Source organism: Stappia indica (assembly GCF_009789575.1).
GTDB lineage: Bacteria > Pseudomonadota > Alphaproteobacteria > Rhizobiales > Stappiaceae > Stappia > Stappia indica_A.
Map to the genome: position 1 here is coordinate 1,959,147 of NZ_CP046908.1, position 24,423 is coordinate 1,983,569.

Sequence of the window (24,423 nt, forward strand, 5' to 3'; positions counted from 1 at the left end):
GATCCGGCGATATAAACATCGACGAAATTATCAATAATCAGGCGCTGCAGTATGGTCAGACACGGAACGATGACGGAGACGGCGGTTTCGGAGATCGTCTCGGTTCTGGAGCAGGACATCATCTTCGGCAGGTTCCTGCCGAAACAACGGCTCTACGAGGACGAGTTCATCGTCCGCTTCTCCACCAAACGCCATATCGTGCGCGCCGCCCTGCACGAGCTGGAGAGAAAGGGCATCGTCGAGCGCCAGCCCAATCGCGGCGCGGCGGTGCGCTATTTCTCGCGCGCGGAGGTCGCCGCGCTCTACGAGCTGCGCGTCATCCTGCACGAGGCAGCGGCACGCCGGATCCAGCTGGCTGCCGACCCGGAGTGGTTTGCCCAGCTGGAGGCCGCACGCGACGCCCACGCCGAGGCGGTCGCCTCGCGCGACCTCGGGCTTGTCTTCCAGACCAATACGATTTTCCATCGCAAGCTCTTCGAGGGAACGGGCAATGCCTATCTCTCCGAAGCGATCGAGACCTCCAACGCCAAGACGCACGGCATTCGCTCCCACGGCCTCGGCATGCCGTCCCTGCTGGAGAAGGCCAGAGCCGAACATTTCGCGATGGTCGAGGCCGTCAGGACCGGCGACCTCGAGGAACTCGCAAGGCTCTGCACCAGCCACATGCAGCCCGCCCGCGCCTTCTACGAGGAAAAATACTGCGGCGCCCTGTAGGCGCGGGCTGACGGATCGCCCCTCCCATTTCAACACCTGCGAACCGGGCTGATCCGGCGCGGCTGCCTTCCCGTGACCAAGTCCACGGGAAGGTTCGATGTTGCACGCCTGCCCGAGCAGCCGATCCCCAGACGACAAGGACATTCAAGCCGTTAGCGTAGCGCTGCGGCACCCGCCCCCCTTTCGAAGACATCCCCATATCGAAATCACGGCGGGCGCGGCGCGCGCCCGGCTCACCTACGCTGCGCGCGTCCTCCATGCAAACGCGGCGCGTGCGGCCATGCAAATCAGGTCTTGAAACCCAAAACGTATGATGTGATTATCATACAATCTTGTATTAAGAGGAGGGGATCATGAACCGTCGACATTTCGTGCTGGCCGCAAGCTGCATCGCCGCAACCATCGGGCTGACAGCACCGGGCCTGGCGCAAGGATATCCCGACCGCCCGGTCACGCTTGTCGTGCCTTTTTCTCCCGGTGGCGGAACGGACCTTCTGGCGCGGCTGGTCTCCAGCAAGCTGGAGACCGCGCTCGGCGCGCCGGTGGTTGTCGACAATCGCCCCGGCGCCAGCGGCGCCGTCGCCGGCGCTTACGTGAAGACGCAGCCGGCCGACGGCTACACGCTGCTGTTCGGAACATCCTCGACCAACGCGATCTCGCCGGTCCTGCACGAGGACAAGATGGGCGACATGCTCACCGGCCTCGATCCGGTAAGCCTCATCGCCAACAGCGCGCTCATTCTCGTCGTTCCCGCCTCTTCGCCGATCACCGATCTCAAGGGCTATGTGGAAGCCTCGAAAGAGCGCCCGCTCACCTATGGCACCTTCGGCGTCGGCTCGACGCCGCACCTTCTGGGAACGCTCTTCGCCTCCAAGGCCGGCGCCGACATGATCCACGTGCCCTACAAGGGGTCCGCCCCGGCCGTCGCCGATGTGACCGGCGGCCATACCGACAGCTCCTTCCTGACGGTGACCGCGCTCACCGCCTCGCTTCAGGACGATGCGATGCGCGGTCTGGCAGTCGCCGCGGCCGGACGCCTGCCGCAGTTCCCCAACATCCCGACCTTCGCCGAAGAGGGCTATGACAGCCTCGACGACGCCGGCTGGTTCGGGATCTTCGCCCCGGCGGGAGTGCCGGCCGAGATCCGCGCCCAGGTGTCCAAGGCGGTCCGTTCGGTACTCGACCAGCCGGAAGCCCAGGACGAATTCGCCAAGCTCGGCGTCACGGCGCAGGGCAGCTCGCCGGAAGAGCTGGAGAAGAAGCGCGACGCCTCCGTGGCGCTGGTGAGGCATATCCTCGCCACCACAGATATCGACATCTCGAAGTAAACTGAAAGGTCAACGACACGATGCGCCGAGACAACATCGCCGACTACCAGATCCGCCGTTGGTACATCCAGGAACAGGAAGTCCTGACCAACGAGACCTATCAGTCGGACGAAGGCTCCCCCTTGCGCAAGATCCTGATCGCTGCCGCAATCAGGAACCCCTATGCGGCGCGGTTCAGCGAAGATCTGAGTGAGATCGTCGATGGCAGCGACAAGCTGGGAGAGGAGTTTGCCCGGCGCATCCTCGCCGCCCTGGACGGGGCGCAGGCCGAAAGCTACGGCAAGGCCTGCGTCGTCGGCAGCGCCGGCGAATACGAGCACGGCAACGCCTTCATCACCGCCCGGTTCGCGACCCCGATCCGGGCGGTGCTGCCGGGCGCGAAGGAATGGATCCCCTCGACCGGCAAGCGCAGCGGCCCGGGTGCCCTGATCGACGTCCCGCTCGCCCATGTCGGAGAACTCTATGCCCGCGACTACTACGACACGGTGAGCGCCTATTTCGACGATGCGCCCAATGCCGACGAGGTGGTGGTGGTTTTCGCCGTCGCGACACGCGGACGTATCCACGCCCGCCTCGGCGGACCTCAGGCCGCACCGCTCGCGGCCGAATAACGCACGGAGCCGATACGATGGACCGGGAGCACTCCAATTTCGTTCAGCTCAACGGGCTGCGATTTCACTATCTCACCTGGGGTGATCCCGGCCGTCCGATGCTGATCTGCCTGCACGGCCTGCGCAGCTATGGCCGAACCTTTGCCGGGCTCGCGGAAACCCTCGCGGATCGCTTCTACGTGGTGGCGCCCGACCAGCGCGGCCGGGGAGAAACGGACTGGGATCCGGCGAAGAACTACTTTGCCGATCAGTACGCAGCTGACCTTGGCGCCCTCATCGACCATCTGGGGGCCGAGACGATCCATGTTCTCGGCCACTCGATGGGCGGCATCAACGCGCTGACCTATGCACGGACCCATGCCGAGCGTTTTGCCTCGCTGATCCTGGAAGACAGCGGGCCGGAGGCCGATGGCAGTGCCGGGATCGAGCGGATCCTGAAAGAACTGCAAACGACGCCGCTCACTTTCGACACCTTGGACGAAGCCCGCGCCTTCTGGCGCTCGATCCGGCCCAACGTCACCGACGAGGCGATCGAATCGCGTGTCGCCCACTCGATGAAAAGCGTCGACGACAAGATCGTCTGGCGCCACGACCAGCGCGGGATCGGGGAGTGCCGGATCAAGCAGGCAAGCATCCGGCCCAATCCGGACCTCTGGCCTGCCCTGTCCAGCCTCGCCTGCCCCGTTCTCGTGCTGCGCGGCGCGAATTCCGACTATCTCGACCCGGCACGGGTACAGCGGATGTGCGAGACGAACCCGCGTGTGGTGGCCCGGGAGATAGAAAGCGCCGGACACTACGTGCACGACGACAATCCGGTAAGCTTCAACCATACGGTCGGCGCGTTTCTCGATCGCGTCATCGGGGAGAGAGGAGCAGGACGGGGATAAGATGGATACCAAGGTCAGCAATCCTGCGCGCGTCCGCGGGGCCAGTGTGCGCGAGCGCGTCACCAATGCCCTTCGCGCCGACATCATCACGGGCGTGTTCGTGCCCGGCCAGCGGCTGTCCGAGGCCGACCTGTGCTCCCACCTCGACGCTTCGCGCACGCCGGTTCGAGAAGCGCTGCGCCAGCTGGAGGCAGAACGTCTGGTCGAGGTCCGTCCCAACCGGGGGCCGATCGTGGTGAAGCTCGGCTGGGAGGAGGCCGAACGGATCTACGACGTACGGGAGCTGATCGAACCGGAGGTCGTCCGCCTCTTCGCTCTGGCCGCAACCCGCGACCAGCTGGAACAGATGGACGAGGCGCTCGCAGAGTTCGAGCGGGCCTCGTCCGAGGGACTCAATCCGGCGCAGCTGATCCTGGCCACCACCACCTTCTACGAGGTGATGTTCCAGGGCTGCACCAACGACATTCTCGCCGACATCCTGCGCGGCCTTCTTGCGCGGGTGAACCTGCTGCGCTCGCGCTCCATGTCCCGGCCCGGCCGCCCGAAGGAGAGCCTGAAGGAGATGCGCGACATCCTGTCATGCATCCGTGACGGGGACGTCCCGGGCGCCCAGCAGGCCGCGATCACGCACATTCGCAACGCCCGCGTCCAGGCCAAGGCCGCAATGCCGGCCCGTTCTGCCCCTTAATCCCGCAAGGACACCGAGCCCCATGCAGCCGAAGCTCAATCGTGACGCCGTGAGCGGTTTCCTGCTCGCCCTGGTCGGAGCCGCCGCCGCCTACCGCGCCCTCGACTACGGCATCGGCAGCGCGGCGCGGATGGGCTCCGGCTATTTTCCGCTGCTGATCGGCGGAGCACTGGTGTTGCTCGGCGCGGTGATCGGCATCGGCGGCCTGCGCGCGTCGGCGACGCAGGTGCACATTCCCTGGCGCGAGTTGCTTCTGGTCGCACTGAGCGTTGCGAGCTTCGCGCTGACCATCGGCCGGTTCGGCCTGTTTCCGGCCCTCGGCGTCTCGGTCCTGCTCGCGTGCCTCGCCGACCGCGACGTCGGGTTGCGGCGAACCATCGGCATTGTCCTCTTCTCCTGCCTGCTCGTCTGGCTCGTCTTCGTGATCGGGCTGAATTCCCCTGCGGCTCTGATCAAGGTGTGATCCGATGGAGTTGTTCACGCTCGGCTTCGCATCGCTGACGCTGACCTCGGTGGTCTATTGCTTCGCGGGTGTCTTCCTTGGAACGCTGATCGGCGTGCTGCCAGGCGTCGGGGCGCTGTCGGCGATCTCGCTGCTGATGCCGGTCTCCTTCTATCTCGACCCGACGACGGCGCTGGTGTTCCTGTCGGGGATCTACTACGGCGCGGAATATGGCGGCTCGACCGCCTCCATCATGCTCAACCTGCCGGGCACCTCGTCGAACGCCATCACCTGCCTCGACGGCTATCCGATGGCCCAGAACGGAAAGGCCGGCGTGGCGCTCACCGTCACCACCTATGTGTCCTTCTTCGGAGGAACCGTCGGCATCCTACTGCTGACCTTCCTCTCGCCGATCATCAGCCGGCTGGCCGTGGCCGTCGGCCCTTCCGAATATGCCGCGATCCTACTCCTGAGCATCATCATGGCGGCCACGATCTCCGACGGCCCGCCGATGAAGGGCATTGCGATGGTGCTTCTCGGCACCTTGCTCGGCACCGTCGGCATCGACGTGAACAGCGGCGACTATCGCTTCACCTTCGGCGTTCCCGAGCTCTTCGACGGCGTCAGCCTGGTCGCGCTGGCTCTGGGCACGTTCGGCGTCGGCGAGGTCATCTTCGCGATCCGCGCCCAGAAGGCCCGCGGCCCGATGCCCAAGGTCACCTTCCGCTCGATGATCCCGAGCCGGTCGGAGTTCCTGAAAACCCTGTTCCCGATGGTGCGCGGCACGGGCGTCGGCAGCGTGGTCGGCCCGCTGCCCGGTGCCGGGCCGACGATCGCCTCGCTGATCGGCTATGCGATCGAAAAACGCATAAGCCGAACGCCCCACCGGTTCGGCAAGGGCGCGATCGAAGGCATCTCCTCGCCAGAGGCCGCCAACAACGCGGCCGTGCAGACGGCCTTCATTCCGACCCTGTCGCTCGGCATTCCCGGCAGCCCCACGATGGCGATCATGCTTGGCGCGCTGATGATCCACGGCATCTCGCCCGGACCCAAGTTCATCTTCGAGCAGCCCGAGATGTTCTGGGGGCTGATCGCGAGCTTCTGGCTCGGCAACATCATCCTGCTGGGCCTGAACCTGCCGCTGGTCGGCATCTGGCTCTGGCTCCTGCGCATCCCTTATTCGATGATGTACCCGGTGATCGTGGCGCTCATCTGCGCCGGCGTCTACACGCTCACCAACAGCGCCTTCGCCGTGTGGCTGGTCCTGGGCTTCGGCTTCGTGGGCTTCCTGTTGCGGCTCTTCGACTATTCGCCGGCGCCGCTGCTCATCGGCTTCATTCTCGGACCCATGCTTGAAGAGAACCTGCGCCGGGCGCTTCTGATCCATCGCGGCAGCTACATCGAGATGTTCTCGCGTCCGGCCACCGCGGTGCTGATGCTGCTCACGCTGGCAATCCTGCTCTGGGCGATCCTGAAGCGGAATTCACCGCCCCAGACGGATGACGGTCACGGCGGCTGAGGCGAGAGCCGCGATGCGCCATCCTGCCGGCTGCCCCCTCCCCTGCGATGCCCCCCCGGCAATCGCGCAAGCCAGTCGGGCTTGCAGGACGCTCGTGCGCACGCCTCAAGCGGCAGGCTCCGCGACGGAAGAAATATGATCCGAGAGCTTGGTCAGGATCGCCTGGAATTGCTGCAATTCCTCGCCGCTCAGGCAGGACAGATACGCGCCCTCCCTTTCCACGAAGAGCGGCTCGATTTCCGCGAAGACACGCGCCCCTTCCGCGGTCGGGTGCAGCGTTACCTGCCGCTTGTCCTGGGTACTGGGAGTCCGCCGGACGAGGCCGCGTTTCTCCAGGCTGATGACGCCCCGGCTGATTGAGTTGCGCGGCTGTCCCGTCAGCTCCCAGATGTCCTTCGAAATGATGCCTTCCCGGATCATCACGCACAGCAGAACCGTCCACTCCGGACGCGAGAGGCGCCACCGTTCCTCGACCACCTTTAGGAGCGGCTCGCGGAACATGTTGCCCACATAAGCGAGGCGGAATGCCCAGGGGAAGCTGGCGGTGCTGACGAAATCATTCACGTTCATGCCTGCCATCGCATCCTGCTTTCCCGCCGCAAGTCAAGACGCAACTATTGCCATATGGGACGAATTATGCTCCCATATGGGAATAATTCTCCGGACAATCCGGGAGACAGGGAGGAGGAACCCGATGAAACACGTCACTTCCAGGATGGCTCGAGCCATCGCGGCCGGCCTTGTGGCGATCCTGTCCAGCGGGGCGGCGCAGGCTGAAACGCGCACTTTGACCTACGCGACCTACCTCCCCCAGAGCTTCACCTGGGTCCAGGTGGACGACTGGTTCATGGACGAGATCGAGGCGAGGACCGAGGGCCGGATCAAGTTCGAACGAAACTACGGCGGCTCGCTTCTGGGTCCTGTTGAGGTCTTTCCGGGCGTGAGTTCGGGCGCGGCGGACCTGGGGACGGGCGGCGCCGTCTACAATACCGACATGCTGCCGCTGGCCGGCGGACTGCTGCTGCCCTTCGTGACCGAGAATGCCGATGCTGCGGCACGCGCCTTCACCGATCTCAGCCTGTCGAGCGGCGCGCTGGCGCAGGAGTGGAAGGCGGCCAACCTGGCCCCCGCCTATTCGCTCGTGGCGACCGAAAACGCCTTCTGGACCAACAAGCCGATCGAGACGACCGAGGACCTGAAGGGCATGCGCATCCGGGCTTCGGGAGGCGTCGCCCAGGTGCTGCAGATGCTGGGAGCAACTCCGGTCGCCATGGGAATGGGCGACGGCGTGCAGGCGTTCAAGTCCGGTGCCATCGACGGTTTCTCGGCGGCCCCCTTCGACGTCAGCACGCTTGTCGGCCTGCAGGACATTGCGACCCATGCGGGCGACGCCGGCCGACTGGGCGTCTATGCGGCGGTGACGCTGGCATTCAACCTGAACACCTGGGACAGCCTGTCCGAGGAAGACCGCGCGGTGATCAGCGAGGTCGCGGCAGGTGCGCCGGCGAAATACCTCGAGATTGCCGACATTTCGATTGCAGCGGCAATCGACAAGATCAAGGCGGCTCCGCAGCTGAAGATCGTACGGACGAGCGCCGATGTCGACGCCGAATGGCGCGAGAAGACCCGAGAGACGGTCTGGAACGCCTGGATCGACGAGCTGGAGGCGAAAGGCATTCCGGCACGGGCGACGTTCGACGAGTTTCGGCGTCTTGTCGCCGAGAAGGAGCCTGGCTCCGACTACGCCCCCGGCTTCGACCGCCTGCAAGCCGAGCCGAACTGATCCCTGACATGACGGGATCGTCCTTGAGATGGATCGACCGGGCGCATATCGCGCTCGGCTCGGTCAGCGGCCTGTGCATCCTTGCCATCATGGCCATCGTCACGCCCGACGTGATCGCACGAAAGACGGTCAGCTACACCATTCCCGGTGCAGCCGAACTGAACACGCTGCTTCTGGTCACGCTGATCTATCTCGGCCTGGCCGCAGCCGAAGCGAAACGCGCCCACTTCGTCGTGACGCTGCTCACCGATTCCCTGACCCCGCGATATCGCCGTATCGCGGCGATACTCAGCACCCTCGTCAGCCTCGGATATGTCGGCTTCCTGGCATGGCTGACCACTCTCGCCGCCAGCAAGTCCTTCCTCTCGGGCGAAACGACGTTCGGGGTCGTCTCCTTTCCCGTCTGGCCCAGCCGCATTGCGGTCGCCGTGGGATTGTCCCTGCTCACGCTGCAGCTTTTCGTCGAACTGATCCGGCTTCTGGGCGGCCATCCGGCACACGTCCAGGATCGCGAAGGAACCGTCCAATGACCGGGATCGAGATATCCCTCCTGATGGGCGGGATGCTCATCGTGCTGCTTCTGGTCGGAACGCCGATTTCCTTCGCGCTCGGAGCGGCCGGAGTGGCAGGCCTGGCCCTGGCACGAAGCTGGCAATCGGTCCTGTTCCTGGTCGGCTCCAAACCCTTCGCCTTCACGGCGGAGCTGACCCTGATCATCGTGCCGCTTTTCCTGCTGATGGGGCATCTGGCCTTTTCGGCCGGCATTTCGCGCCGGGCGTTCGAGGCGGCTCGGGCCTGGGTCGGCCATATCCGGGGCGGCCTTGCGATGACCACCATCCTGGCCTCCGCGCTGTTCGCGACCGTGTCCGGGACAAGCGTTGCGACCGCCGCAACCATCGGGCGGATCGCGATCCCCGAGATGCTCCGGTTCGGCTACAGCGAGAGGCTCGCCGCCGGGGCCGTAGCGGCCGGCGGGACGCTCGGGGTCCTGATCCCGCCCTCCGGGGTCCTCGTCATCTACTCCATTGCGACCGGCACGCGGTTGAGCGATCTGCTGCTGGCCGCGATCCTGCCCGGGATCATGACCGCCGCGGCCTACATGGTCGGGGTGCATCTCCTCGCCCGGTTTCATCCCGGCTTCCAGAGCACGCAAGTGTTGCCGCGGGAGGGCTGGACGCGGCGCGGGACGACGCTGCTGAAGGCGTGGGATCTCTGGCTGCTGTTTGCCGTCGTGATCGGGTCGATCTATGCCGGTGTCGCCACCCCGACCGAAGCTGCCGGCGTCGGCGCAACCATGGCGCTGGCCATCGCCCTGTTCCGCCTGCGCGGGAACGTCCGGCAACTGGTATCCGGCTTCATCGAGACGGCCGTCTCCACGGCCGCGATCTTCGCGCTGATCATCGGCGCCGGGCTGTTCAGCCTCGGCCTGTCGGCCACGCAGGTTCCTCAGGATCTTGCCGCCTGGGTCGCCATGCAGGACGTGTCGCCGACCGTTCTCCTCATCCTCGTGCTGTTGCCGTTTCTGTTGCTCGGGGCCGTGGTCGACGGTCTCTCGATGATCCTGCTGATGATGCCGATCGTCTTCCCGATCATCACCGATGCCGGTATCGATCCGGTCCTCTTCGGCATCCTCGTCACCAAGATGACCGAAATCGGCGTCATCACACCGCCGGTCGGCCTCAATGTCTTCGTGGTGAAGGGCGCCTATCCGGACCTCAGGATCTCCGAGGCCTTCAAGGGCTGTGTCCCGTTTGTCGTGATCGAACTGATCCTGACCGGGATCCTCATCTTCTGCCCCGGCCTGGTGCTCTGGTGGCTGTGATGACGAAAGGCCGCGCGGTTGCCCTGGCCGATTTCGGCAGCTTCCATGTGGAAGGCCGGCTCGCCGAGATAACCGGCGAAGACTGCACGACAATCCGCCTGACCGAGACGATCACCGAGTTCGTGCACGACCCCAACGGGCGCTACGCGATCGAGGGGGCGTATGTGCAGTACATGATCCCCGAAGCTGCGACAGGCAAACCCGTGCTCCTGATCCATGGCGGAGGCATGAACGGCGCCGTCTGGGAAACCACTCCCGACGGGCGAAAGGGCTGGATGCGCCTTCTGCTGGAGGCCGGGCACCCGGTCTATGTCGTCGACATGGTCGAGCGGGGGAGAGCAGGGTTCTGCGCTCTGGAAAGCGTCTGGACGTCGCGCCCGATCATGCGCTCCATCGAGGACGCCTGGGAAACCTTCCGCATCGGTCACCGCCAGCCGGACGGCCTGGCGGCGCATCCGGGGCAGCGATTTCCGGCGGATCACTTCATCAAGGGGGCCTATGCCTGGTCGCCGCGCTGGCCCGACACGGATGCCGCCGCGGCAGCGGCTCTTGAAAAGGCGATCCGGCGCATCGGCCCCTGCCACATCATCGCCCACAGCAGCGGCTCGGCAACGGCGTTTCAGGTTCTTTCGGGACTGGCGACGGGAGAGGTCCTGTCGCTCTGCCTCGTCGAGCCAGCTGGCCTGCCGCAGGTGCCGGACTTCCCCGACGTGCCGCTTCTTGCGGTTTGGGGCGACTTCATCGGGTCCAGCCATCTGTGGCAGGCGCTTCGCGAGACGAGCCGAACCGCCTGCGCCGCATCCGGACTGCATCTTGAGGAGCTGCTGCTGTCTGACGTCGGCCTTGCCGGGCACTCGCATCTGCCGATGCAGGACCTTGGGAACGAGCAGGTTCTCGGCGCCATCCTCACGCGCCTTGTCAGGCCGTCGGAGACAAGGCGGAGCTTGTCCCGGCACCAGACCGCGTCCTAGGAACGGCCTCGCGACAGTCGAGCTTGCGAGGCTTGTAGCCGCCGACGGGCCCGCACGACGTGCTGCTCGTCCGAAAGCCTCTTCGCGTCCTCTACCATCCTGCAGTCGGGACAGCATTCCGGCTTCAGGCAGAAAGGGAACAAAAGGGTGGATCGACAATCACAAGGCTCAGACGACTTCCTGGCCCCCGCTGTAGCGCGCAAGAACACTTGGCACTGAAGAGACGGAAACGACCGTCCCCGGAAAATTGACGCTCTTGGTGGGTGAGATCGGCTGCTGGAGCCCATCAACAACATTCCGTCGACCAAAGCCGAGGAAAGCTGTTTTGCGACGCTGGAGGAGCCGCAATCGCAGTGTGCCTCGAACCAAACGGCCTCCGGCAAACCGGGAGCGGTTCAGGGACGCCGTCTTCGACACAATTATGAGTCCACGACCCACGCCAACTGAAAAGTCTCAATGGGTTGTGCACCAGATTGATCCTGTGGTTCATTGCAAGCTGGCCGACAGAAACATGAATTTAGCGTGAGTTTCATGACATCGACACATGCAAGGCGTGCGACGCTTCTGTTCGGCTGCGTGTTGTTGAGCGGGTGTCTGAGCGACCCGTCCAAGCTGACCTCTTCCGCGCCCGACAAGCCGTGGGGACCAAGCGGTGACAACGGAAGCTTTGCTGTTCACGGTTCAATCAATGACACACCGGCGACAACCTCAACCGGTCCTCGGATCCAAGTCCAAAGCGGCAAGGTCTACACGCTTTCCGAGTTGATCGATCTCGGTCAGCGGTCTCACCCCTCGACTCGGGTTGCTTGGGAGCAGGCCCGACAAGCTGCCGCCGCGGTTGGCATTGCGGAAGGAACATTTCTTCCGATGATCTCGGCCAACGTGATCGCAGGATACCAGGACGTCGTTACGCCCCTGCCAACCCTCTTCGGGGGTACCGACTACGTGTCGACCAAAGCAAGTGGCGTGACGCCGAATATTGCATTGCAGTGGCTACTCTTCGATTTCGGTGAGCGGCAAGCATTGTTGAACGCTGCTCAACAAACCGCCTTCGCAGCGAATATTTCTTTCAACGGAACCCATCAAGCTCTCATTCACGACATCACGAGAGCCTACTATCTGTATGGTGTTGCCAGACAAAAAAGTGAAATTGCCGAACACTCGCTTGCCAACAGCCGTAAGATACTGGCTGCTGCAGAAGGACGGTATTCCAGCGGCATAGGCACCAGCATCGAAGTTGCCCAGGCGAAACAACTGGTTGCGCAATCCCGCTTCAGGCTGGTACAGGCGCGCGACGGTCTCGACGATGCGTATCAAGGCCTGACCGGCGCCGTTGGCTTGGCACCAAATGTGCAAATCAAGGTGGCCTCGTCCACAAGCCGTCGATTGCCAGGCACCCGAGGGGAACCCACGGACAAGGTTGTCCAACAGGCCTTGTCGCGACGCCCTGACGTTTTGGCGAGCTATGCTGCCCTGAAGGCGAGCGAAGCGAATGAACGCGCTGCTGCCGCGGCGTTTTTGCCAAAAGTCTATCTCGGTGCTGTTGCGGTTGCCAATCGAGGGCGCGTCCAGGCAGGCAGCTTGCCGGGCGCCGGCCTGCAGAGTACGGCGAGCGGCGTGATGCTCGGCGTCACCGTTCCCCTCTTCGACGGTCAGATCCGCAAGAACCGCCAGCGTCAGGCTGCATCTGCCACTAGGGCCGCCGCCGCGGTTCATCGGCAAACCAAGGATGCCGCCATACGGGAGATCCTTCTCGCGTCCAATTCAGTCAGGTCCGCGCTTGCCTCCTATGAGGCGGCATCAGAACTCCGCAGGGCTTCGATCGTCACATACAATGCGGCATTCGAAGCGTATCAGAACGGTCTTGGAACGCTCACGGATGTCACCGCCGCCGACAGTTCTCTTCTTGATGCCCGGGAGGCACAGGCAGATGCGCATGCAGCATCCCTTCTTGCCGCTTCATCTCTGGCGTTCATGTTGGGCAACATGACATCCAGTTCAGCCCCGGAGGAAGCGCTGCGCTAGGAAGGTCCGAGAGGACAGGGCGTGACCGTGCCCGTCTGCCTGCTTTCCTTCATCATCAAAAGCGCGCCAAGAAGAAAGCCCGATGCTCCCAGGCACAAAAGCAGGTTTGCCGAGAAGGCAATCCAGCCAGGCTCTGGCCCGCGCGGCACGTAGGCGAATATGCCGGCACCCATGAAGAGAATACAGCCGAGCAGATTCGAGGTGACGATCTGCCAATCGAGATCGGCTGGTTTCCACGACCAGTAGCCGTGACTGGTTTCCATGAACGCGAGATAGCCCGAGATCAGGAACAGCACTGAGCCAATCAGGCCCGGCAGCCAGATCGTCAGATCGGCGAGATACCATTGTGACGGCGGATCGATCGCATCCAGCGTATTGAAGTTGAACATCACCGTCCCGACGAACTGCGTGATGGCACTAAGCCATCCGATATCCGAGGGCTTCCAGCCGATCAGGCGAGGACGCACCGACATATCAGGCAGCTCCCCTCCCATCTGGCCAGCATTGGCAGCCTGCAGGTTCTGCATGAAGCCGGCGATCGTAAAGAAAATCGACCCTGCGAAGAAGACGAGAGCGAGTTCCCGTGCCGTGAACGGTCCGGGTGTGATCGACAGAAGGCTTGCGAAGATGAAATGCAGCGACCCCACGGCAAAGAACAAGCCATTCCACCAATTATATGCTGGGCGGTGCCAGAAGGGGATTCCATCCCGGCCTGCGTGTCGCAGCAATCCTTTGCGGTGCTGGCGTGCACGCAAAACAACCTCGCGCCCGTCGCGCAGGACGCAGCGCATGGTAATGAAAGGCCAGGGTCCTCTGGCGTCCATTCTCGCATCCATGTTCGTGCTGGAGGCAGCGGTCGGCTGCCTCCAGTGTCTCTTTTTACAGGGCGGCAGGCTGTCAGTGATGGAAGCCGGAGGCGTCGTCTTCGCCGAGCGGGATCTTGCGCGGATGGGCATCGAGATGCGCCAGTGCCGAGCGAATGTCCTCGATCAGCAACGCGCAAAGATCACGGCTGACACCGTTGCGCACGAGAACGCGCTGGATCGACTTGTCCTCGCAATGCGCCGGAAGGGTGTAGGCGGGAACCTGCCATCCACGCACCCGCAGCCGGTCGGCAAGATCGAACAGGGTAAACCCCGCCTCCAGTCCTTCTTTCAGCGTCCACGATACGGCCGGAATGCCCTTGCCGCGGTTCCCGTCAAAGACGATTTCGAACGGCCCCAAGCCTCCGAGTTCACGCGCAAGATAGGCAGCACTGTCGTAGCAGGCTCCGTGCACCTTGGCGTAGCCCTCTCGTCCGAGACGCAGAAAGTTGTAATATTGGCAGACGATCTGCCCGCCCGGGCGGGAGAAGTTGAGGGCGATATCCTTCATATCCCCCCCCAGATAATTGACCCAGAAGACCATTTCCTCCGGCAGGTCGGCCTCCTCGCGCCACATGATCCAGCCCACGCCGAGCGGGGCGAGGCCGAACTTATGGCCCGACGCGTTGATGGATCGCACGCGCGGCAGGCGGAAGTCCCATTCCAGATCCGGCGCACAAAAAGGTGCAAGAAATCCACCGCTGGCGCCATCCACGTGGATGGGAATGTCGAGCCCGGTCTCTTGCTGCAGCTGATCCAGCGCGTCGCTAACCGCCTTTACCGGTTCGAATTCGCCAGTGAAAGTGACGCCAAGCGTTGGCACGACACCGATGGTGTTTTCGTCGCACAGCTTCAGCACCTCTTCCGGCGTCATGAGCAGGCGTCCATTCTCCATGGGAATCTCGCGGTGCTCCACGTCCCAGTAGCGGGTGAATTTGTGCCAGCACACCTGAACGGGGCCGGTAACAAGGTTGGGGCGGTCGATTGTCTTGCCTTCCGCCTTGCGCCGTGCCTCCCAACGCCGTTTCATGGCCAGCCCGCCCAACATGGCAGCTTCGCTCGAACCGGTGGTTGAGCAGCCTGTCGCAGGGCCTTTCGGAGCGTTCCAGAGATCAGCGAGCATCCGTACGCAGCGCGCCTCGATTTCGGCGGTCTGCGGATACTCGTCCTTGTCGATCATGTTCTTGTCGATGCAGGCATCCATCAGGTCGTGGATTTCCGGCTCTTCCCAGGTCTGGCAGAAGGTAGCCAGGTTCTGGCGGGAATTGCCGTCGAGCATAAGTTCGTCGCGCACCGCCATATAGATCCGACGCGGGTTTTCCTCGTGGTCCGGAAAATGCGACTTCGGCAGCGACGAAGACAGCGCCGTGGCGCCGTAGATCGCGTCGTTTGGATTGTCGGCCTTGCGGCTCATCGGTTTTCTCCCGGTTCGCGTGCATAGAGGTCCAGGTCGGGTGAGTGAACGTCAGGTCGGTTTTGCCTGTTTCAGGAGGCCGGTTGCATCGCCAGAGAGGCTGTCAAGCCGATCGAGGGGCAAAATCAGAGGTGTACCGACACTCGCAAGGTCGTCGAGATCGAAGCTTGCGTAGTTCAGACTCCGGTAGGTGCGAAGATGGAAGCGCCTGCGCTCAAGGTCCGACAGGTTGGTCCAGCAGGTGTATTCGGTGGCAGGCCCCTTGCTTCCCGGCCCAGGCAGGCCGGCGACTTCCAGATGACCGCCATCAGCGTCTGCAGGGGCGACGGACACCCCTCGCGGCCTATCGAAGGCGTTCATCACATGCGCGAGCGTCAGCACCGCCATGTCGGGCGTCGCCGCCTTTTCCGTAAACTGTGCGTAATAAGCCGCGCGCACGAAGCGGCCGACCGAGGTGCTGGAGGAAGGCAAACCGGCCGTCGCGATCCCCGAATCCGGCTGAACCGCCCTGTAGCTGCCGAAGGTGGCGCTGGAGGCATCCACGTTGGTCAGGAACGTGTAGTTGTCGAGGTTGGTGAGATGCCAGGGAAACTCCGGCCCGTTCGTCATCACTCCGACCGGGTTGTCGTACAGCGACATCGCGCCCTTGTTGAACTCGATTACAAGCGATGCGCCCCCGGCATCATGAACCACGTAGTGAAACGGGGACTCGACCCCGCCAAGCAGGGTGAGCGCCTCGAGCAGAACAGGTTGTGCCTGAAGCGCGGCTTTCACCTCCCCCACGCTTGCGAAGCGGCCAAGTGCCCATGAGCCGAGATCGGAGGCCGAGAGCACGGCCTGTGTCGCGGCGACCGCCTGCTGCGGTCCACCAGCGGCCGGATAGGACAGCAGGCTGAAGGTCAGGCCCTGGTCGTTCAACCCCTCCAGGACCTTGAAATCGGACAGCCCGAGCGGCGCCTCGCGTGTTGGCATCCGCCCCGGCATCGTCACAGCCAGAAACGCATGCCGGCTCTCATAGTCCAGCGTCGCATGGCCCTCAAGATGCGAGGAGAAGAACTGTCCGACCGGGCAGTAGGCGAGCTGATAGGGCAAGTCGGAGGTCAACTCCAGGGTCCTCCCGAAATATGCCTTGCCGGTGGCATCGCGGTAGACGAGTGACGTGCACATGCTCGGAGTTCCTCTTGTAGACTACGTTCACCGGGTGACCAGAGCAGGTCTGAGCGTAATCACGAACTGTTCTTCAAGTTCGCGACGAATCTCATCAATTCTTGCAGTAACGTCTTCAGGAATTTGCTTTTGGGAGCGTATATGACGATGGAGCCCTTCCAGTTCCCCACGGATCGACGCGAGCTGGAGGAGTTGCCCGTCGCTGGCCCGCTGCCGGCGCGGCTCGAAATAGGCCATGCTCAGAAGGTTGCTAGTCTCCTCAAGGCTGGAGAGGATCTTTGACGAGGTCGCAACGTCGACCATACGGGCATCCGGGGCCTGCCTGGTGAGGTCCACAAGGGCGTTCGCGCTCACCAGGAGCCGCAAGCGTAGGCCGTTCACGATGCTCACGGGCCAGAACTGAGTGAAAATGACGAAGATCACGAAGATCCCCAGAAGAATGCCAAGGATGCGGTCGCTGGCCTGGGAGAACTCGAAACTGGGACCGAAACCGTTCAGCGTTGTCAGCAGGAAAGCCAGTGCGATCTGAACTCCGGCGTAGGAAATGCGCTCGTTACCGGATGAGACCCATCCTGCAATGAGAACGGCGATGAAGACGAGGATCATCAGCCCGCCTACATCTGTGAGGTGTGGCATCACAAACAGCAAAGCCGCTGCTCCCATGGCCGCTCCCACGAGGCACCCCGCAATCCGAAGCGTCAGCTTGCGGACGGTTTCCCCGGTCGTGCCAAGCGCGGCGACGTAGCAGGTAATCATGGCCGTATGGATGCCGTTCCAATCGATGCCGGTATAGATCAGGTAACAGACGACAGCAGCGATCGAGGTCTTGAGCGCGTAGAGCTGATGCCTCGGCGCTGAAAAGGCATCCGCAGCAAGCAGCGGCACGGGCTCCGGCTTGGGACTGGCGCCGGCATCGGGGCGGGCAAGGTTTTTCAGCGCCGCGCGCAGGGCATCATCAGCAGGTGTTGAAGTCTGCGGTTCCGTTTCCTGCGGGAAGGCGAAAATCGGAACTTCCCTCGCCGAGACCAGGTCTGCGACATGCCGTAACTGGGCGGCGAACATCGCACGCCGGTCCGGAAGGATAGTATCGCCAGGGGCCTGAGCCGCCAGCGCGATACGATAGCTGGTCGCGACGGCGCCGTTAAGCCAGAGGGAGTCGGCACGCGGGACAAGGTGGAGAAACCGCACAAGCAGCATCTGCTTCAGCGACTCGTCGTTGCCCTCGGCCAGAAGCTCGGCAAGCTTTGCGCTTTCCCCACCGCGTTCCACCGCCTCCGCCGACGCCCGCAGGCGCTCGACGATCCGGTTGCGCACGAGAACCTGCGACGGCGTTCCCACACAAAGATTGAACAGGATCATGAGCGCCATCGGCATGCAGGCCATCTTCCATGCCGCAAGGAGGCCCTGATCTCCAATCTGCCCAATCGGAACGTCGGTGACGAGCGTCATGATGAAAGCGACAATCAATCCCACGATTGCCGCTTGCTCGCCCAGTGGGGTGGTCGAACTGAAAAACAGAAACACGTATGACGTGAAGAACATGATCGCCAGTCGGGTGGCCGCGCTGTCAATACTCAGGTTGATGATCGGGATCATCACCAACACCACCAGCGAGGCGAGAGCGATCAGACCGATGCCGAGCAGACAGTTCATCACTGCGTCGCGCTTCATAAGGAAAATGATCAGATAGCAGCTGATCGCCGGCTCGGGGATCCGGTAGGTCATGGCGACCCCTGTTACCAGCGCGCACAGCAAAGCAACCCGCCAGGTCTGGGAAAACCGCCCGTCGAATGGCTGCAGGTCGTGCCAAGCCTGCACCACAAGGCTGGAGAGCGGCCCGCTAGCAGGCATCATCGAGATGAATGGTCGCGACGGCCGAGGCGCCCACGCGCATCAGTTCTGCAGGTGGATCGGCAAGGCGAATTCGGACCGGGAAACGTTGCTGAACCCGAACCCATTCGAGCGATTTCGGCACGATTGGCAGAGAGATCGGAACATTGATCAGGTCCTTTGTACTGATGCCCCAGCCAACACTCTCGACCACACCCTTGATCGCTATCTTGCGGTTCGCCAGAACATGGACGGAAGCGCAGTCGCCTGCTGAAATACCTGGGATAACAGTCTCGGTGTAATTCGCATTGACGTACCAAACATCGCTCTGAATGAGAGTGAAGAGAGGCTGCGCCGGCAGCACGTAGTCGCCCGTTGAAGTCGTCAATCCAACGACATGGCCATCGTGCGGCGCAAACAGCCGCGTTCCGGCCAACTCGTGTTCCGCAATTGCCAACGCCGCGCGGCGCGCTCGCACAAGGGCTCCCGCTCCCAGCTCGTCTCCGACCAGCGCCTGTGCCGCATCCTGTTGACGAAGGGCTTCTCTGAGACTTACCTCAGCGTCGCGCTTCAGAGTACGAGCATCATCCAGTTGCTGCGCGGAAACATAGCCCTTCTCGGCCATGGGCCGTAGCCGTTCGAGCGACTGCGAGGCCAAATCCAGGTTCGATCGGGCCCGTTCGACCTGTTGGCCCGCAATATCCGCATTGGCAAGTTCTGCCTGGATATTGCGAGACTTATCGCTGGCCGCGGCTTCGGCCAATTCAAGGTCGGCGCGAGCCTGCTCGACCGCCAGCCGATAGGCGGTATCATCGAGCTCGAGAAGGAGGGTTCCCTTCTGGACAAAGGCGTTTTCCTGGACGGGAACACTCTTCACCCGACCACCGGCACTGGTTGCCATCCTTGTAACGTTGGCAAACACCGAGGCATCGTCCGACAGAGGATTCGCTTGGGAAACCAAATGACTGCGATAGGCTAGTACTACCGCTGTCGCGATGACCAGGAAACTGATTGCTACACCCGCAAGGGCGGTGAGACGTCCTGAACTTATTGGTAGAGGCATGGTTCAGCGACCAAAGAATACTATCAGAGACAGATAGGTGAACGCGAGGCTCATGCTCATGTAGACGGGCACCCGCCAGCGCAAAATGTCGTCAATCCCCGTCACAACGAGCAGAGCCCGCGTCATGAGCGTCAGAACAATGGCTGCGAACAGACACACCAGCCACGCCGGAAAATAGCTGCCGAAGAGCGGGATCGAGGGGGCCAAACTGGCAAGGGCAGGCGATGTCGTCACACCAGATCACTATATCTTCAGGCAGATAGCCGAACTTTCATCATTCAAGGTAGTCAAGCGCGAGGCAGCACGCAGAGCGCGAACCATAGTACGATTGGTCGAGGGGAGCAATTTTTGAGGACAATGAGCTTGTAGGCGATCCTCTTCGGCCGGCGCAATGCCATACGCGCCGATGTGAGGTCCCTTTCCGCGCGCAGAGGTGACCACTTGCGCCAGTCGGTGTTGCTACTCTCTTGCCGTGAGGATCGGAGGCATCCTGGATGCTCCCTCGGCCGAAACGTCATGCCAGACGCGGCGGGCACCACAGGTTCGTTCGCCGCATGAGAAGCTCGTCGTTGGTAACAGGGCGTGCCGTATCGCCGGCCGACCGCTTCTTACCGATTTCGAAGAACACCTTCGGCCAAGTGAAGTACAGGCTCTCGCCCCCGCGCAAGCCCTTCACGATTATTGACGTGCACTACCCAAAAATTTTGCCGCATGAACATGCGATATGGTGACCTAAAAAGAAAACGCGATCCCTAGAAGCGGACCGTGGGTAACAGTGTTGTAGGAAAAAGCTGAAGAACCTGAATTTCCGTTGTTGTAGTTCACACCGATCGCTTTGTACTGGAGATGCAGTGTAACACGTTCGTCGAAGTGGTAACCAACACCGCCTTGCAGACCCCACGTGAAGTCCGACGCAAGACCGAAGCCGCCGACATTACCGCTACCGAAAAGCGACCATTTCGGCGCCACGAATATCTGCCCGCGGACACCGATCACGGGGTCTACCCATTGTTCGGTTATCGTCCGGGTGAATGTATTGGCCGGAGTGTTGGCAGTGACCTTTAGCTGATTGTACCACCAGCGGCCGCCGGCATAGGCTTCGGCCCAATTCCGATCCTGATGCCAGAAACGGTATCCGAAGAAGGCTTCCGTCACCAATTGCTTGACGCCTACATCGATGCTGCCGCCGACACGGGGAAAGCTGCGGTCCTTGCCCAGGTTCATGTAGGCCATGTCCAGCGATGCGCCGAAACGGTTGTCGTACAGCACCCCGACATGCACCATGGCGCCGAACTGAAGGTTTTCCAGAATCGTTCCGGGCGAAACGTCCAGCGACGTGTTGGGCAATCTGCCGACGCGGCTGTCGCCCCGAATGGTCGGGGCGAGCAGATAGGGCGCGACAACGAATTTCCAGGTTCGATCGACGCGGACGTCCGGCGTTTCCACTGACGGCAGGGCCACCGCAAGTTCAGTTGCATGCGCACCGCAGGTCAGAAGGCCGGCAAATATGAGTGTAACTGCACCTTTCTTCATCATTCACCCCCATCCGTGTCTGGTACCTATTTCGGGAAGAGAAAAGTTACCGCGGCCCGTGCGCCAAAGCCTTCCGGACCATTGTCCGAACTCGCCGCGTAGTAGCGCACTCCGGCCTGAAGGCTGACCGGCTGTTTGTCTATCGTCACGAGTTTGGCAATCATGACATTGATCGGGATCGACCATTCGTTCGACGTCCAGTCGTAGGTGGTTTGCGAGTTCAGCGTGAACGTCCAGGCATGCTTGGTCGTGTAAGACAGGAACGGTTGCAGAAAGGTCGCGTTGACATTGCTGCGGTTGTCGTCGCCCGCATAGGACCAGACATGATTGGCAAGCCCGCCATAGGTCCAAGGGCCGGACTGGCGCAGGAGAACACCCGTCGGTCCGGCACCCCACTTGCGGGTGCTCAAAAGATCGTCGGTTCCGGTGGGCAGCAACAGCACCGGCCCGGCACCCCAAATGATCCCGCCGGAGGTTGGTCGCTTTGGCGAAAAAAAGAAGCTCTGGGTCATATCGCTAAGGCCGAATTGCGTGCCGGAATTTCCGGCGATGTCATCCTGCCAGACCACCGGCAGAATGGTCCGCGAGATCAGGTTCCAATCTTCGTTGAGCGAGATCGGAATCACCGGCTGAATGTTCAGCGTAATTTTGTTGCCGCCGGCAGGGCCAAATCCGTGATCGTAGTTCCATTGGAACGGAACGCTGATAAGCGAGGCCACGGGATTTGACAGCTTCTTGGCAAGATCCTCGTCCTGCGCAATAGATGGGGCTATCTGGAAAGCAAGCGCGAGCAAAATCAAGGCAAATAACTGCTTCATGATGGCTATTTCCCATGTCAATGAGTCAACAAACGCTGTATAAACAACCCTCCAACATTAACATTACCCAGAGATATAACCTGGGTTAGGCAGATTGAACTCAAGAAAATAAAATAAGACATCTTTCATTGCACGCTCTTCTATTTCAGAGGCTGCTGTAGTTTTTAGAATGGACGGCCCATCAATCTCAGAAGGCGCCGAGCGTGCCCGCCAGACTGATCAGGGCGAGGAGGGCGATCATCGGAACGGCGACGGCGACCACGAAGACGTCGAGATAGCTTTCCCGGTGCCCGAGACCGCTGATCGCGAGCACGGTGATGACCGCGCCGTTGTGAGGGAGTGCGTCGAGAGCGCCTGCCGCAACGGCGGTCACCCGGTGCATGACCTCGAGCGAGGTGCCGGTCGCGCCGGCGAGGGCGACGAAGGTCTCGCCGAGTGCGTCGAGCGCTATGCTCATGCCGCCCGATGCCGACCCGGTCAGTGCCGACAGAGTGGTGACGGAAACCGCCACGGAGACGAGCGGATTGCCGCCGCCGAGATCAAGCATTGCCGTGCTGATGGTTGCGAAGGCGGGCAGTGCGGCGACGACTGCTCCGAAGCCGACCAGGCTTGCGGTATTGAAGATCGGCAGAACCGAGGCGTCTGCGCCGGCGTTCAGGCTGGCCTTGATGTCTGTCAGCCGCGTGCGATTCGTCGCGATCAGAAACACGATCGCAACGCTTAGGGCAACGATGACCGCCCAAAGGCCGCGAACCGCCTCGATCCGCGTCTCGCCGAACAGCGGCAGTTCCAGAAAGGCGGTGTCAAGATGCGGCACGACAAGAGCAAGGAAGCCGAGATTGAGCACGACAACGAAGGCGATCGGGGCGATGGCGAGCCTGCGCGAGGGCAGCGCGCGTTCCAACTTCGGTCGCTGGAGTTCGGCTATGTCGAAACCCTCCCCCTGTGCGTGTTCGCGCAGGCCGGTATCGATCAGCGGCACAGCGTTGGTGTGGGCACCATAACCTTCCCCCGTCGCTGCCGCCCGCGCACTGCGACTGGTCAGCCACCAAGTGCCCAGGACGAGCATGATCGCCGCGGCGGCAATCCCAAGGCCTGGGGCTGCAAACGAAGTCGTCCCGAAATACGGCATCGGAATTGCGTTCTGAATCGCGGGGCTGCCGGGCAGCGCGGACATGGTGAAGGTGAACGCCCCGAGCGCGATGGTGCCGGGGATCAGACGCTTGGGGATCCCGGCGCCGCGGAACAGGGAGGCCGCAATAGGCAGTATCGCAAAGGCCACCACGAACAGGGAGACGCCGCCATAGGTGAGAACAGCACAACACAGAACCACGGCGAGGATCGCCCGCTCCGCGCCAAGCAGGTCGATCACCCCCTTGGCGATGGCTTCCGCGCATCCACTGTCGTCCATGAGTTTGCCGAATACAGCCCCGAGCAAGAACAGTGGGAAGAAATCGACGATGAAGCCGCCGGCCGCAGCCATGAATATCTGTGTGTAGGCGCCCAAAAGAGGGAGCGTGCCAGAGGCGGCGGCCGCCAGAAGTGCCGTCGTCGGCGCGAGAACAAGCAGCGTGACCCCGCGAAAGGCCAGGTACATCAGCACGGCGAGCGCCAGAAGGACTGGCAGCACGTCCATCATGGCCGTGTTCTCCTGGTTCCATCTTCGAGATGTGCGGGCGACAGGCTTTCCTCGAACAGAAATCCCGGCCGCCAGGTGGTCTCCACACCGACCTTGTCAAGGTTCGCAGCGAGCCATTCGTCTGCCGTCTGCCGCCCGATTTCCTTCAGGTGCGCCAGAAAGGCGGGTTCCGCGTTCATCTTGCTGGAGGCTGAGAGTTGCCGCATCACGTCCTCGGCGGCGATCATATGCAACCGCGCGTCTCGGTAGGCTGCCCGGTCGAGCTTTTCGTGGTGGATCAGTTCCCACAGATAGGCAACGGATCGGAGTTCCTTGATCAGGCTGCCGTTGAAGGTGATCTCGTTGAGGCGATTTTCTATCTCCGCAGGAGTTGTCGGTATCTCGTCGCGCCAGAACGGATTGATCTGAATGAGGATCACGTCGCGCGCCTCGGTCTCGTCGATCAACGGAAACAGCGGCGGATTGCCCATGTAACCGCCGTCCCAATACGCCTCGCCGTCGATCTCGACGGCCTTGAACAGGAACGGCAGGCACGCAGACGCCATTACCGCGTCCACGGTGATTTCTGGTTGCCGGAACACCTTCGGACGGCCGGTCCGCACGTTGGTCGCCCCAAGAAAGAGCCGTGGTCTGGGTGCGGCGTTGATAACGTCGAAATCGAAACAGGCCGCGACCAGGTCGCGCAACGGATTCATGTCGAAGGGATTGAACTGATAGGGAGAAAAAGCCCGGGTGAAATATTGCGCCATCACATAGCCAGGAGATTGATCGAGCGACCAACGTCCGACCAGCCGGTCCCACATGCTGCGGCGGATCGGACTGAGGCTGGCGGCCCGACTGACCCTCGTCCAGTAGGTTTCAAGCGTTTCCCGCGCGCCCTGCCTGCCTCCAACAGAGAGCCCTTGGGCGAGCGCGACGGCGTTCATCGCACCTGCGCTGGTCCCGGAGATGCCCTCAATCTGAAGACTGTCTTCTTCGAGCAACCGGTCCAGCACACCCCACGTGAACGCGCCGTGCGCGCCCCCTCCCTGCAGGGCGATGTCGACGACACGTTCGCCTTCAGCCATGATTTCGCTCCCCCTCGTCGAAACCGGCTGGAGGTGGCGCTATCGATCGGAGACGTCGACAGTCCAGCTTTCCAATCATGGATGGCTCCGGTCGGCAGGGCGTCGGTCCAGGCGCCATTCGCCGGGCAGGAGACGAAAGGTTGCACGACCGACCGGTTTCCTTGGGGTGCGGGCGACCGTTTCCAGGCAGCACCTTCCGTCGCGGTCTGGCGGCAGAGGGACCGAGTGCCTCCTGCAGG

The 24,423-nt window shown here is 62.4% G+C and carries 23 protein-coding genes; 12 read left to right on the forward strand and 11 right to left on the reverse strand.

Annotated elements, in window-relative coordinates; genetic code table 11:
• The first annotated feature begins 51 nt into the window (after positions 1-51).
• The 7 genes from GH266_RS09250 (at position 52) to GH266_RS09280 (ending at position 6,189) form a co-directional block, all read left to right on the forward strand.
• On the forward strand, positions 52-714 hold the full coding sequence (locus tag GH266_RS09250; protein ID WP_158193649.1) for a GntR family transcriptional regulator: 663 nt from the start codon (positions 52-54) through the stop codon (positions 712-714).
• Between the two features lie 353 nt (positions 715-1,067).
• Positions 1,068-2,042, forward strand: coding sequence for a Bug family tripartite tricarboxylate transporter substrate binding protein (locus GH266_RS09255; RefSeq protein ID WP_158193650.1), 975 nt, complete (start codon positions 1,068-1,070; stop codon positions 2,040-2,042).
• Positions 2,043-2,062: 20 nt separating this feature from the next.
• Complete coding sequence (locus tag GH266_RS09260; protein WP_158193651.1) at positions 2,063-2,653, forward strand: amino acid synthesis family protein; 591 nt, start codon at positions 2,063-2,065, stop codon at positions 2,651-2,653.
• Between the two features lie 17 nt (positions 2,654-2,670).
• A complete protein-coding gene (locus GH266_RS09265; RefSeq protein ID WP_158193652.1) occupies positions 2,671-3,540 on the forward strand; it encodes an alpha/beta fold hydrolase in 870 nt (289 codons plus the stop codon).
• Between the two features lies 1 nt (position 3,541).
• Positions 3,542-4,228, forward strand: a complete 687-nt coding sequence (locus GH266_RS09270) for a GntR family transcriptional regulator (RefSeq protein WP_158193653.1) — start codon at positions 3,542-3,544, stop codon at positions 4,226-4,228.
• A 22-nt stretch (positions 4,229-4,250) separates the two neighbouring features.
• The gene (locus tag GH266_RS09275; RefSeq protein WP_158193654.1) at positions 4,251-4,691 is read left to right on the forward strand and encodes a tripartite tricarboxylate transporter TctB family protein; all 441 of its coding nucleotides are present in this window, start codon (positions 4,251-4,253) and stop codon (positions 4,689-4,691) included.
• Positions 4,692-4,695: 4 nt separating this feature from the next.
• Positions 4,696-6,189, forward strand: coding sequence for a tripartite tricarboxylate transporter permease (locus GH266_RS09280; RefSeq protein WP_158193655.1), 1,494 nt, complete (start codon positions 4,696-4,698; stop codon positions 6,187-6,189).
• Between the two features lie 105 nt (positions 6,190-6,294).
• Here GH266_RS09280 and GH266_RS09285 read toward each other — a convergent pair whose 3' ends face one another.
• Positions 6,295-6,768 carry a MarR family winged helix-turn-helix transcriptional regulator gene (locus GH266_RS09285; RefSeq protein WP_158193656.1) on the reverse strand — a complete coding sequence of 158 codons (474 nt, stop codon included), beginning with the start codon at positions 6,766-6,768 and terminating at the stop codon, positions 6,295-6,297.
• A 115-nt stretch (positions 6,769-6,883) separates the two neighbouring features.
• On the opposite strand from GH266_RS09285, the gene dctP reads away from it, so the two are divergent.
• The 5 genes from dctP to GH266_RS09310 all read left to right on the forward strand — a co-directional run bounded on the left by dctP (position 6,884) and on the right by GH266_RS09310 (position 12,790).
• Complete coding sequence (gene dctP / locus GH266_RS09290) at positions 6,884-7,972, forward strand: TRAP transporter substrate-binding protein DctP (RefSeq protein ID WP_158193657.1); 1,089 nt, start codon at positions 6,884-6,886, stop codon at positions 7,970-7,972.
• Between the two features lie 8 nt (positions 7,973-7,980).
• Positions 7,981-8,502: a TRAP transporter small permease subunit gene (locus tag GH266_RS09295; protein WP_158193658.1), complete on the forward strand. Its 522-nt coding sequence runs from the start codon at positions 7,981-7,983 to the stop codon at positions 8,500-8,502.
• Entirely contained in the window at positions 8,499-9,794 is a 1,296-nt protein-coding gene (locus GH266_RS09300) for a TRAP transporter large permease (protein ID WP_158193659.1), read from the forward strand. The genes GH266_RS09295 and GH266_RS09300 overlap by 4 nt, the downstream gene beginning before the upstream one ends.
• Positions 9,794-10,765 carry an alpha/beta hydrolase family protein gene (locus GH266_RS09305; protein ID WP_158193660.1) on the forward strand — a complete coding sequence of 324 codons (972 nt, stop codon included), beginning with the start codon at positions 9,794-9,796 and terminating at the stop codon, positions 10,763-10,765. The genes GH266_RS09300 and GH266_RS09305 overlap by 1 nt, the downstream gene beginning before the upstream one ends.
• Positions 10,766-11,296: 531 nt before the next feature.
• On the forward strand, positions 11,297-12,790 hold the full coding sequence (locus GH266_RS09310) for a TolC family protein (protein WP_158193661.1): 1,494 nt from the start codon (positions 11,297-11,299) through the stop codon (positions 12,788-12,790).
• Here GH266_RS09310 and GH266_RS09315 read toward each other — a convergent pair.
• From GH266_RS09315 to GH266_RS09360, 10 genes are all read right to left on the reverse strand, one after another.
• Entirely contained in the window at positions 12,787-13,614 is an 828-nt protein-coding gene (locus GH266_RS09315; RefSeq protein ID WP_199270489.1) for a hypothetical protein, read from the reverse strand. The two genes, GH266_RS09310 and GH266_RS09315, sit on opposite strands and share 4 nt — an antisense overlap.
• A 73-nt stretch (positions 13,615-13,687) precedes the next feature.
• Complete coding sequence (gene gad / locus GH266_RS09320; RefSeq protein WP_158193663.1) at positions 13,688-15,067, reverse strand: glutamate decarboxylase; 1,380 nt, start codon at positions 15,065-15,067, stop codon at positions 13,688-13,690.
• Between the two features lie 51 nt (positions 15,068-15,118).
• Positions 15,119-16,234 carry a linear amide C-N hydrolase gene (locus tag GH266_RS09325; RefSeq protein WP_158193664.1) on the reverse strand — a complete coding sequence of 372 codons (1,116 nt, stop codon included), beginning with the start codon at positions 16,232-16,234 and terminating at the stop codon, positions 15,119-15,121.
• Between the two features lie 27 nt (positions 16,235-16,261).
• Positions 16,262-17,959 (reverse strand): FUSC family protein, encoded by a 1,698-nt coding sequence (locus tag GH266_RS09330; RefSeq protein ID WP_158193665.1) that lies wholly within the window; start codon positions 17,957-17,959, stop codon positions 16,262-16,264.
• 115 nt (positions 17,960-18,074) lie between these two features.
• A complete protein-coding gene (gene mdtN / locus GH266_RS09335; RefSeq protein WP_158193666.1) occupies positions 18,075-19,127 on the reverse strand; it encodes a multidrug transporter subunit MdtN in 1,053 nt (350 codons plus the stop codon).
• 3 nt (positions 19,128-19,130) lie between these two features.
• Positions 19,131-19,361, reverse strand: a complete 231-nt coding sequence (locus GH266_RS23695) for a YtcA family lipoprotein (RefSeq protein WP_158193667.1) — start codon at positions 19,359-19,361, stop codon at positions 19,131-19,133.
• Positions 19,362-19,859: 498 nt separating this feature from the next.
• Positions 19,860-20,663, reverse strand: a complete 804-nt coding sequence (locus tag GH266_RS09345; protein ID WP_158193668.1) for a hypothetical protein — start codon at positions 20,661-20,663, stop codon at positions 19,860-19,862.
• A 23-nt stretch (positions 20,664-20,686) separates the two neighbouring features.
• Positions 20,687-21,478, reverse strand: coding sequence for a transporter (locus GH266_RS09350; protein WP_158193669.1), 792 nt, complete (start codon positions 21,476-21,478; stop codon positions 20,687-20,689).
• A 187-nt stretch (positions 21,479-21,665) separates the two neighbouring features.
• Positions 21,666-23,117 (reverse strand): GntP family permease, encoded by a 1,452-nt coding sequence (locus GH266_RS09355; protein ID WP_158193670.1) that lies wholly within the window; start codon positions 23,115-23,117, stop codon positions 21,666-21,668.
• A complete protein-coding gene (locus GH266_RS09360; RefSeq protein ID WP_158193671.1) occupies positions 23,114-24,184 on the reverse strand; it encodes a patatin-like phospholipase family protein in 1,071 nt (356 codons plus the stop codon). Before GH266_RS09360 ends, GH266_RS09355 begins: the two co-directional genes overlap by 4 nt.
• Positions 24,185-24,423 lie beyond the last annotated feature (239 nt).

Excerpts from the sequence above, each read along its gene's own strand:
- GH266_RS09255 (WP_158193650.1), top strand. The coding sequence starts at position 1,068 with ATGAACCGTCGACATTTCGTGCTGGCCGCAAGCTGCATCGCCGCAACC.
- mdtN (WP_158193666.1), bottom strand. The coding sequence starts at position 19,127 with ATGCCTCTACCAATAAGTTCAGGACGTCTCACCGCCCTTGCGGGTGTA.
- GH266_RS09330 (WP_158193665.1), bottom strand. The coding sequence starts at position 17,959 with ATGACCTACCGGATCCCCGAGCCGGCGATCAGCTGCTATCTGATCATT.
- GH266_RS09270 (WP_158193653.1), top strand. The coding sequence starts at position 3,542 with ATGGATACCAAGGTCAGCAATCCTGCGCGCGTCCGCGGGGCCAGTGTG.
- GH266_RS09280 (WP_158193655.1), top strand. The coding sequence starts at position 4,696 with ATGGAGTTGTTCACGCTCGGCTTCGCATCGCTGACGCTGACCTCGGTG.
- GH266_RS09285 (WP_158193656.1), bottom strand. The coding sequence starts at position 6,768 with ATGGCAGGCATGAACGTGAATGATTTCGTCAGCACCGCCAGCTTCCCC.
- GH266_RS09360 (WP_158193671.1), bottom strand. The coding sequence starts at position 24,184 with ATGGCTGAAGGCGAACGTGTCGTCGACATCGCCCTGCAGGGAGGGGGC.
- GH266_RS09260 (WP_158193651.1), top strand. The coding sequence starts at position 2,063 with ATGCGCCGAGACAACATCGCCGACTACCAGATCCGCCGTTGGTACATC.
- GH266_RS09275 (WP_158193654.1), top strand. The coding sequence starts at position 4,251 with ATGCAGCCGAAGCTCAATCGTGACGCCGTGAGCGGTTTCCTGCTCGCC.
- GH266_RS09300 (WP_158193659.1), top strand. The coding sequence starts at position 8,499 with ATGACCGGGATCGAGATATCCCTCCTGATGGGCGGGATGCTCATCGTG.
- GH266_RS09325 (WP_158193664.1), bottom strand. The coding sequence starts at position 16,234 with ATGTGCACGTCACTCGTCTACCGCGATGCCACCGGCAAGGCATATTTC.
- gad (WP_158193663.1), bottom strand. The coding sequence starts at position 15,067 with ATGAGCCGCAAGGCCGACAATCCAAACGACGCGATCTACGGCGCCACG.
- GH266_RS09345 (WP_158193668.1), bottom strand. The coding sequence starts at position 20,663 with ATGATGAAGAAAGGTGCAGTTACACTCATATTTGCCGGCCTTCTGACC.
- GH266_RS09315 (WP_199270489.1), bottom strand. The coding sequence starts at position 13,614 with ATGGACGCCAGAGGACCCTGGCCTTTCATTACCATGCGCTGCGTCCTG.
- GH266_RS09295 (WP_158193658.1), top strand. The coding sequence starts at position 7,981 with ATGACGGGATCGTCCTTGAGATGGATCGACCGGGCGCATATCGCGCTC.
- GH266_RS09250 (WP_158193649.1), top strand. The coding sequence starts at position 52 with ATGGTCAGACACGGAACGATGACGGAGACGGCGGTTTCGGAGATCGTC.
- GH266_RS09310 (WP_158193661.1), top strand. The coding sequence starts at position 11,297 with ATGACATCGACACATGCAAGGCGTGCGACGCTTCTGTTCGGCTGCGTG.
- GH266_RS09350 (WP_158193669.1), bottom strand. The coding sequence starts at position 21,478 with ATGAAGCAGTTATTTGCCTTGATTTTGCTCGCGCTTGCTTTCCAGATA.
- dctP (WP_158193657.1), top strand. The coding sequence starts at position 6,884 with ATGAAACACGTCACTTCCAGGATGGCTCGAGCCATCGCGGCCGGCCTT.
- GH266_RS09265 (WP_158193652.1), top strand. The coding sequence starts at position 2,671 with ATGGACCGGGAGCACTCCAATTTCGTTCAGCTCAACGGGCTGCGATTT.
- GH266_RS09355 (WP_158193670.1), bottom strand. The coding sequence starts at position 23,117 with ATGATGGACGTGCTGCCAGTCCTTCTGGCGCTCGCCGTGCTGATGTAC.
- GH266_RS09305 (WP_158193660.1), top strand. The coding sequence starts at position 9,794 with ATGACGAAAGGCCGCGCGGTTGCCCTGGCCGATTTCGGCAGCTTCCAT.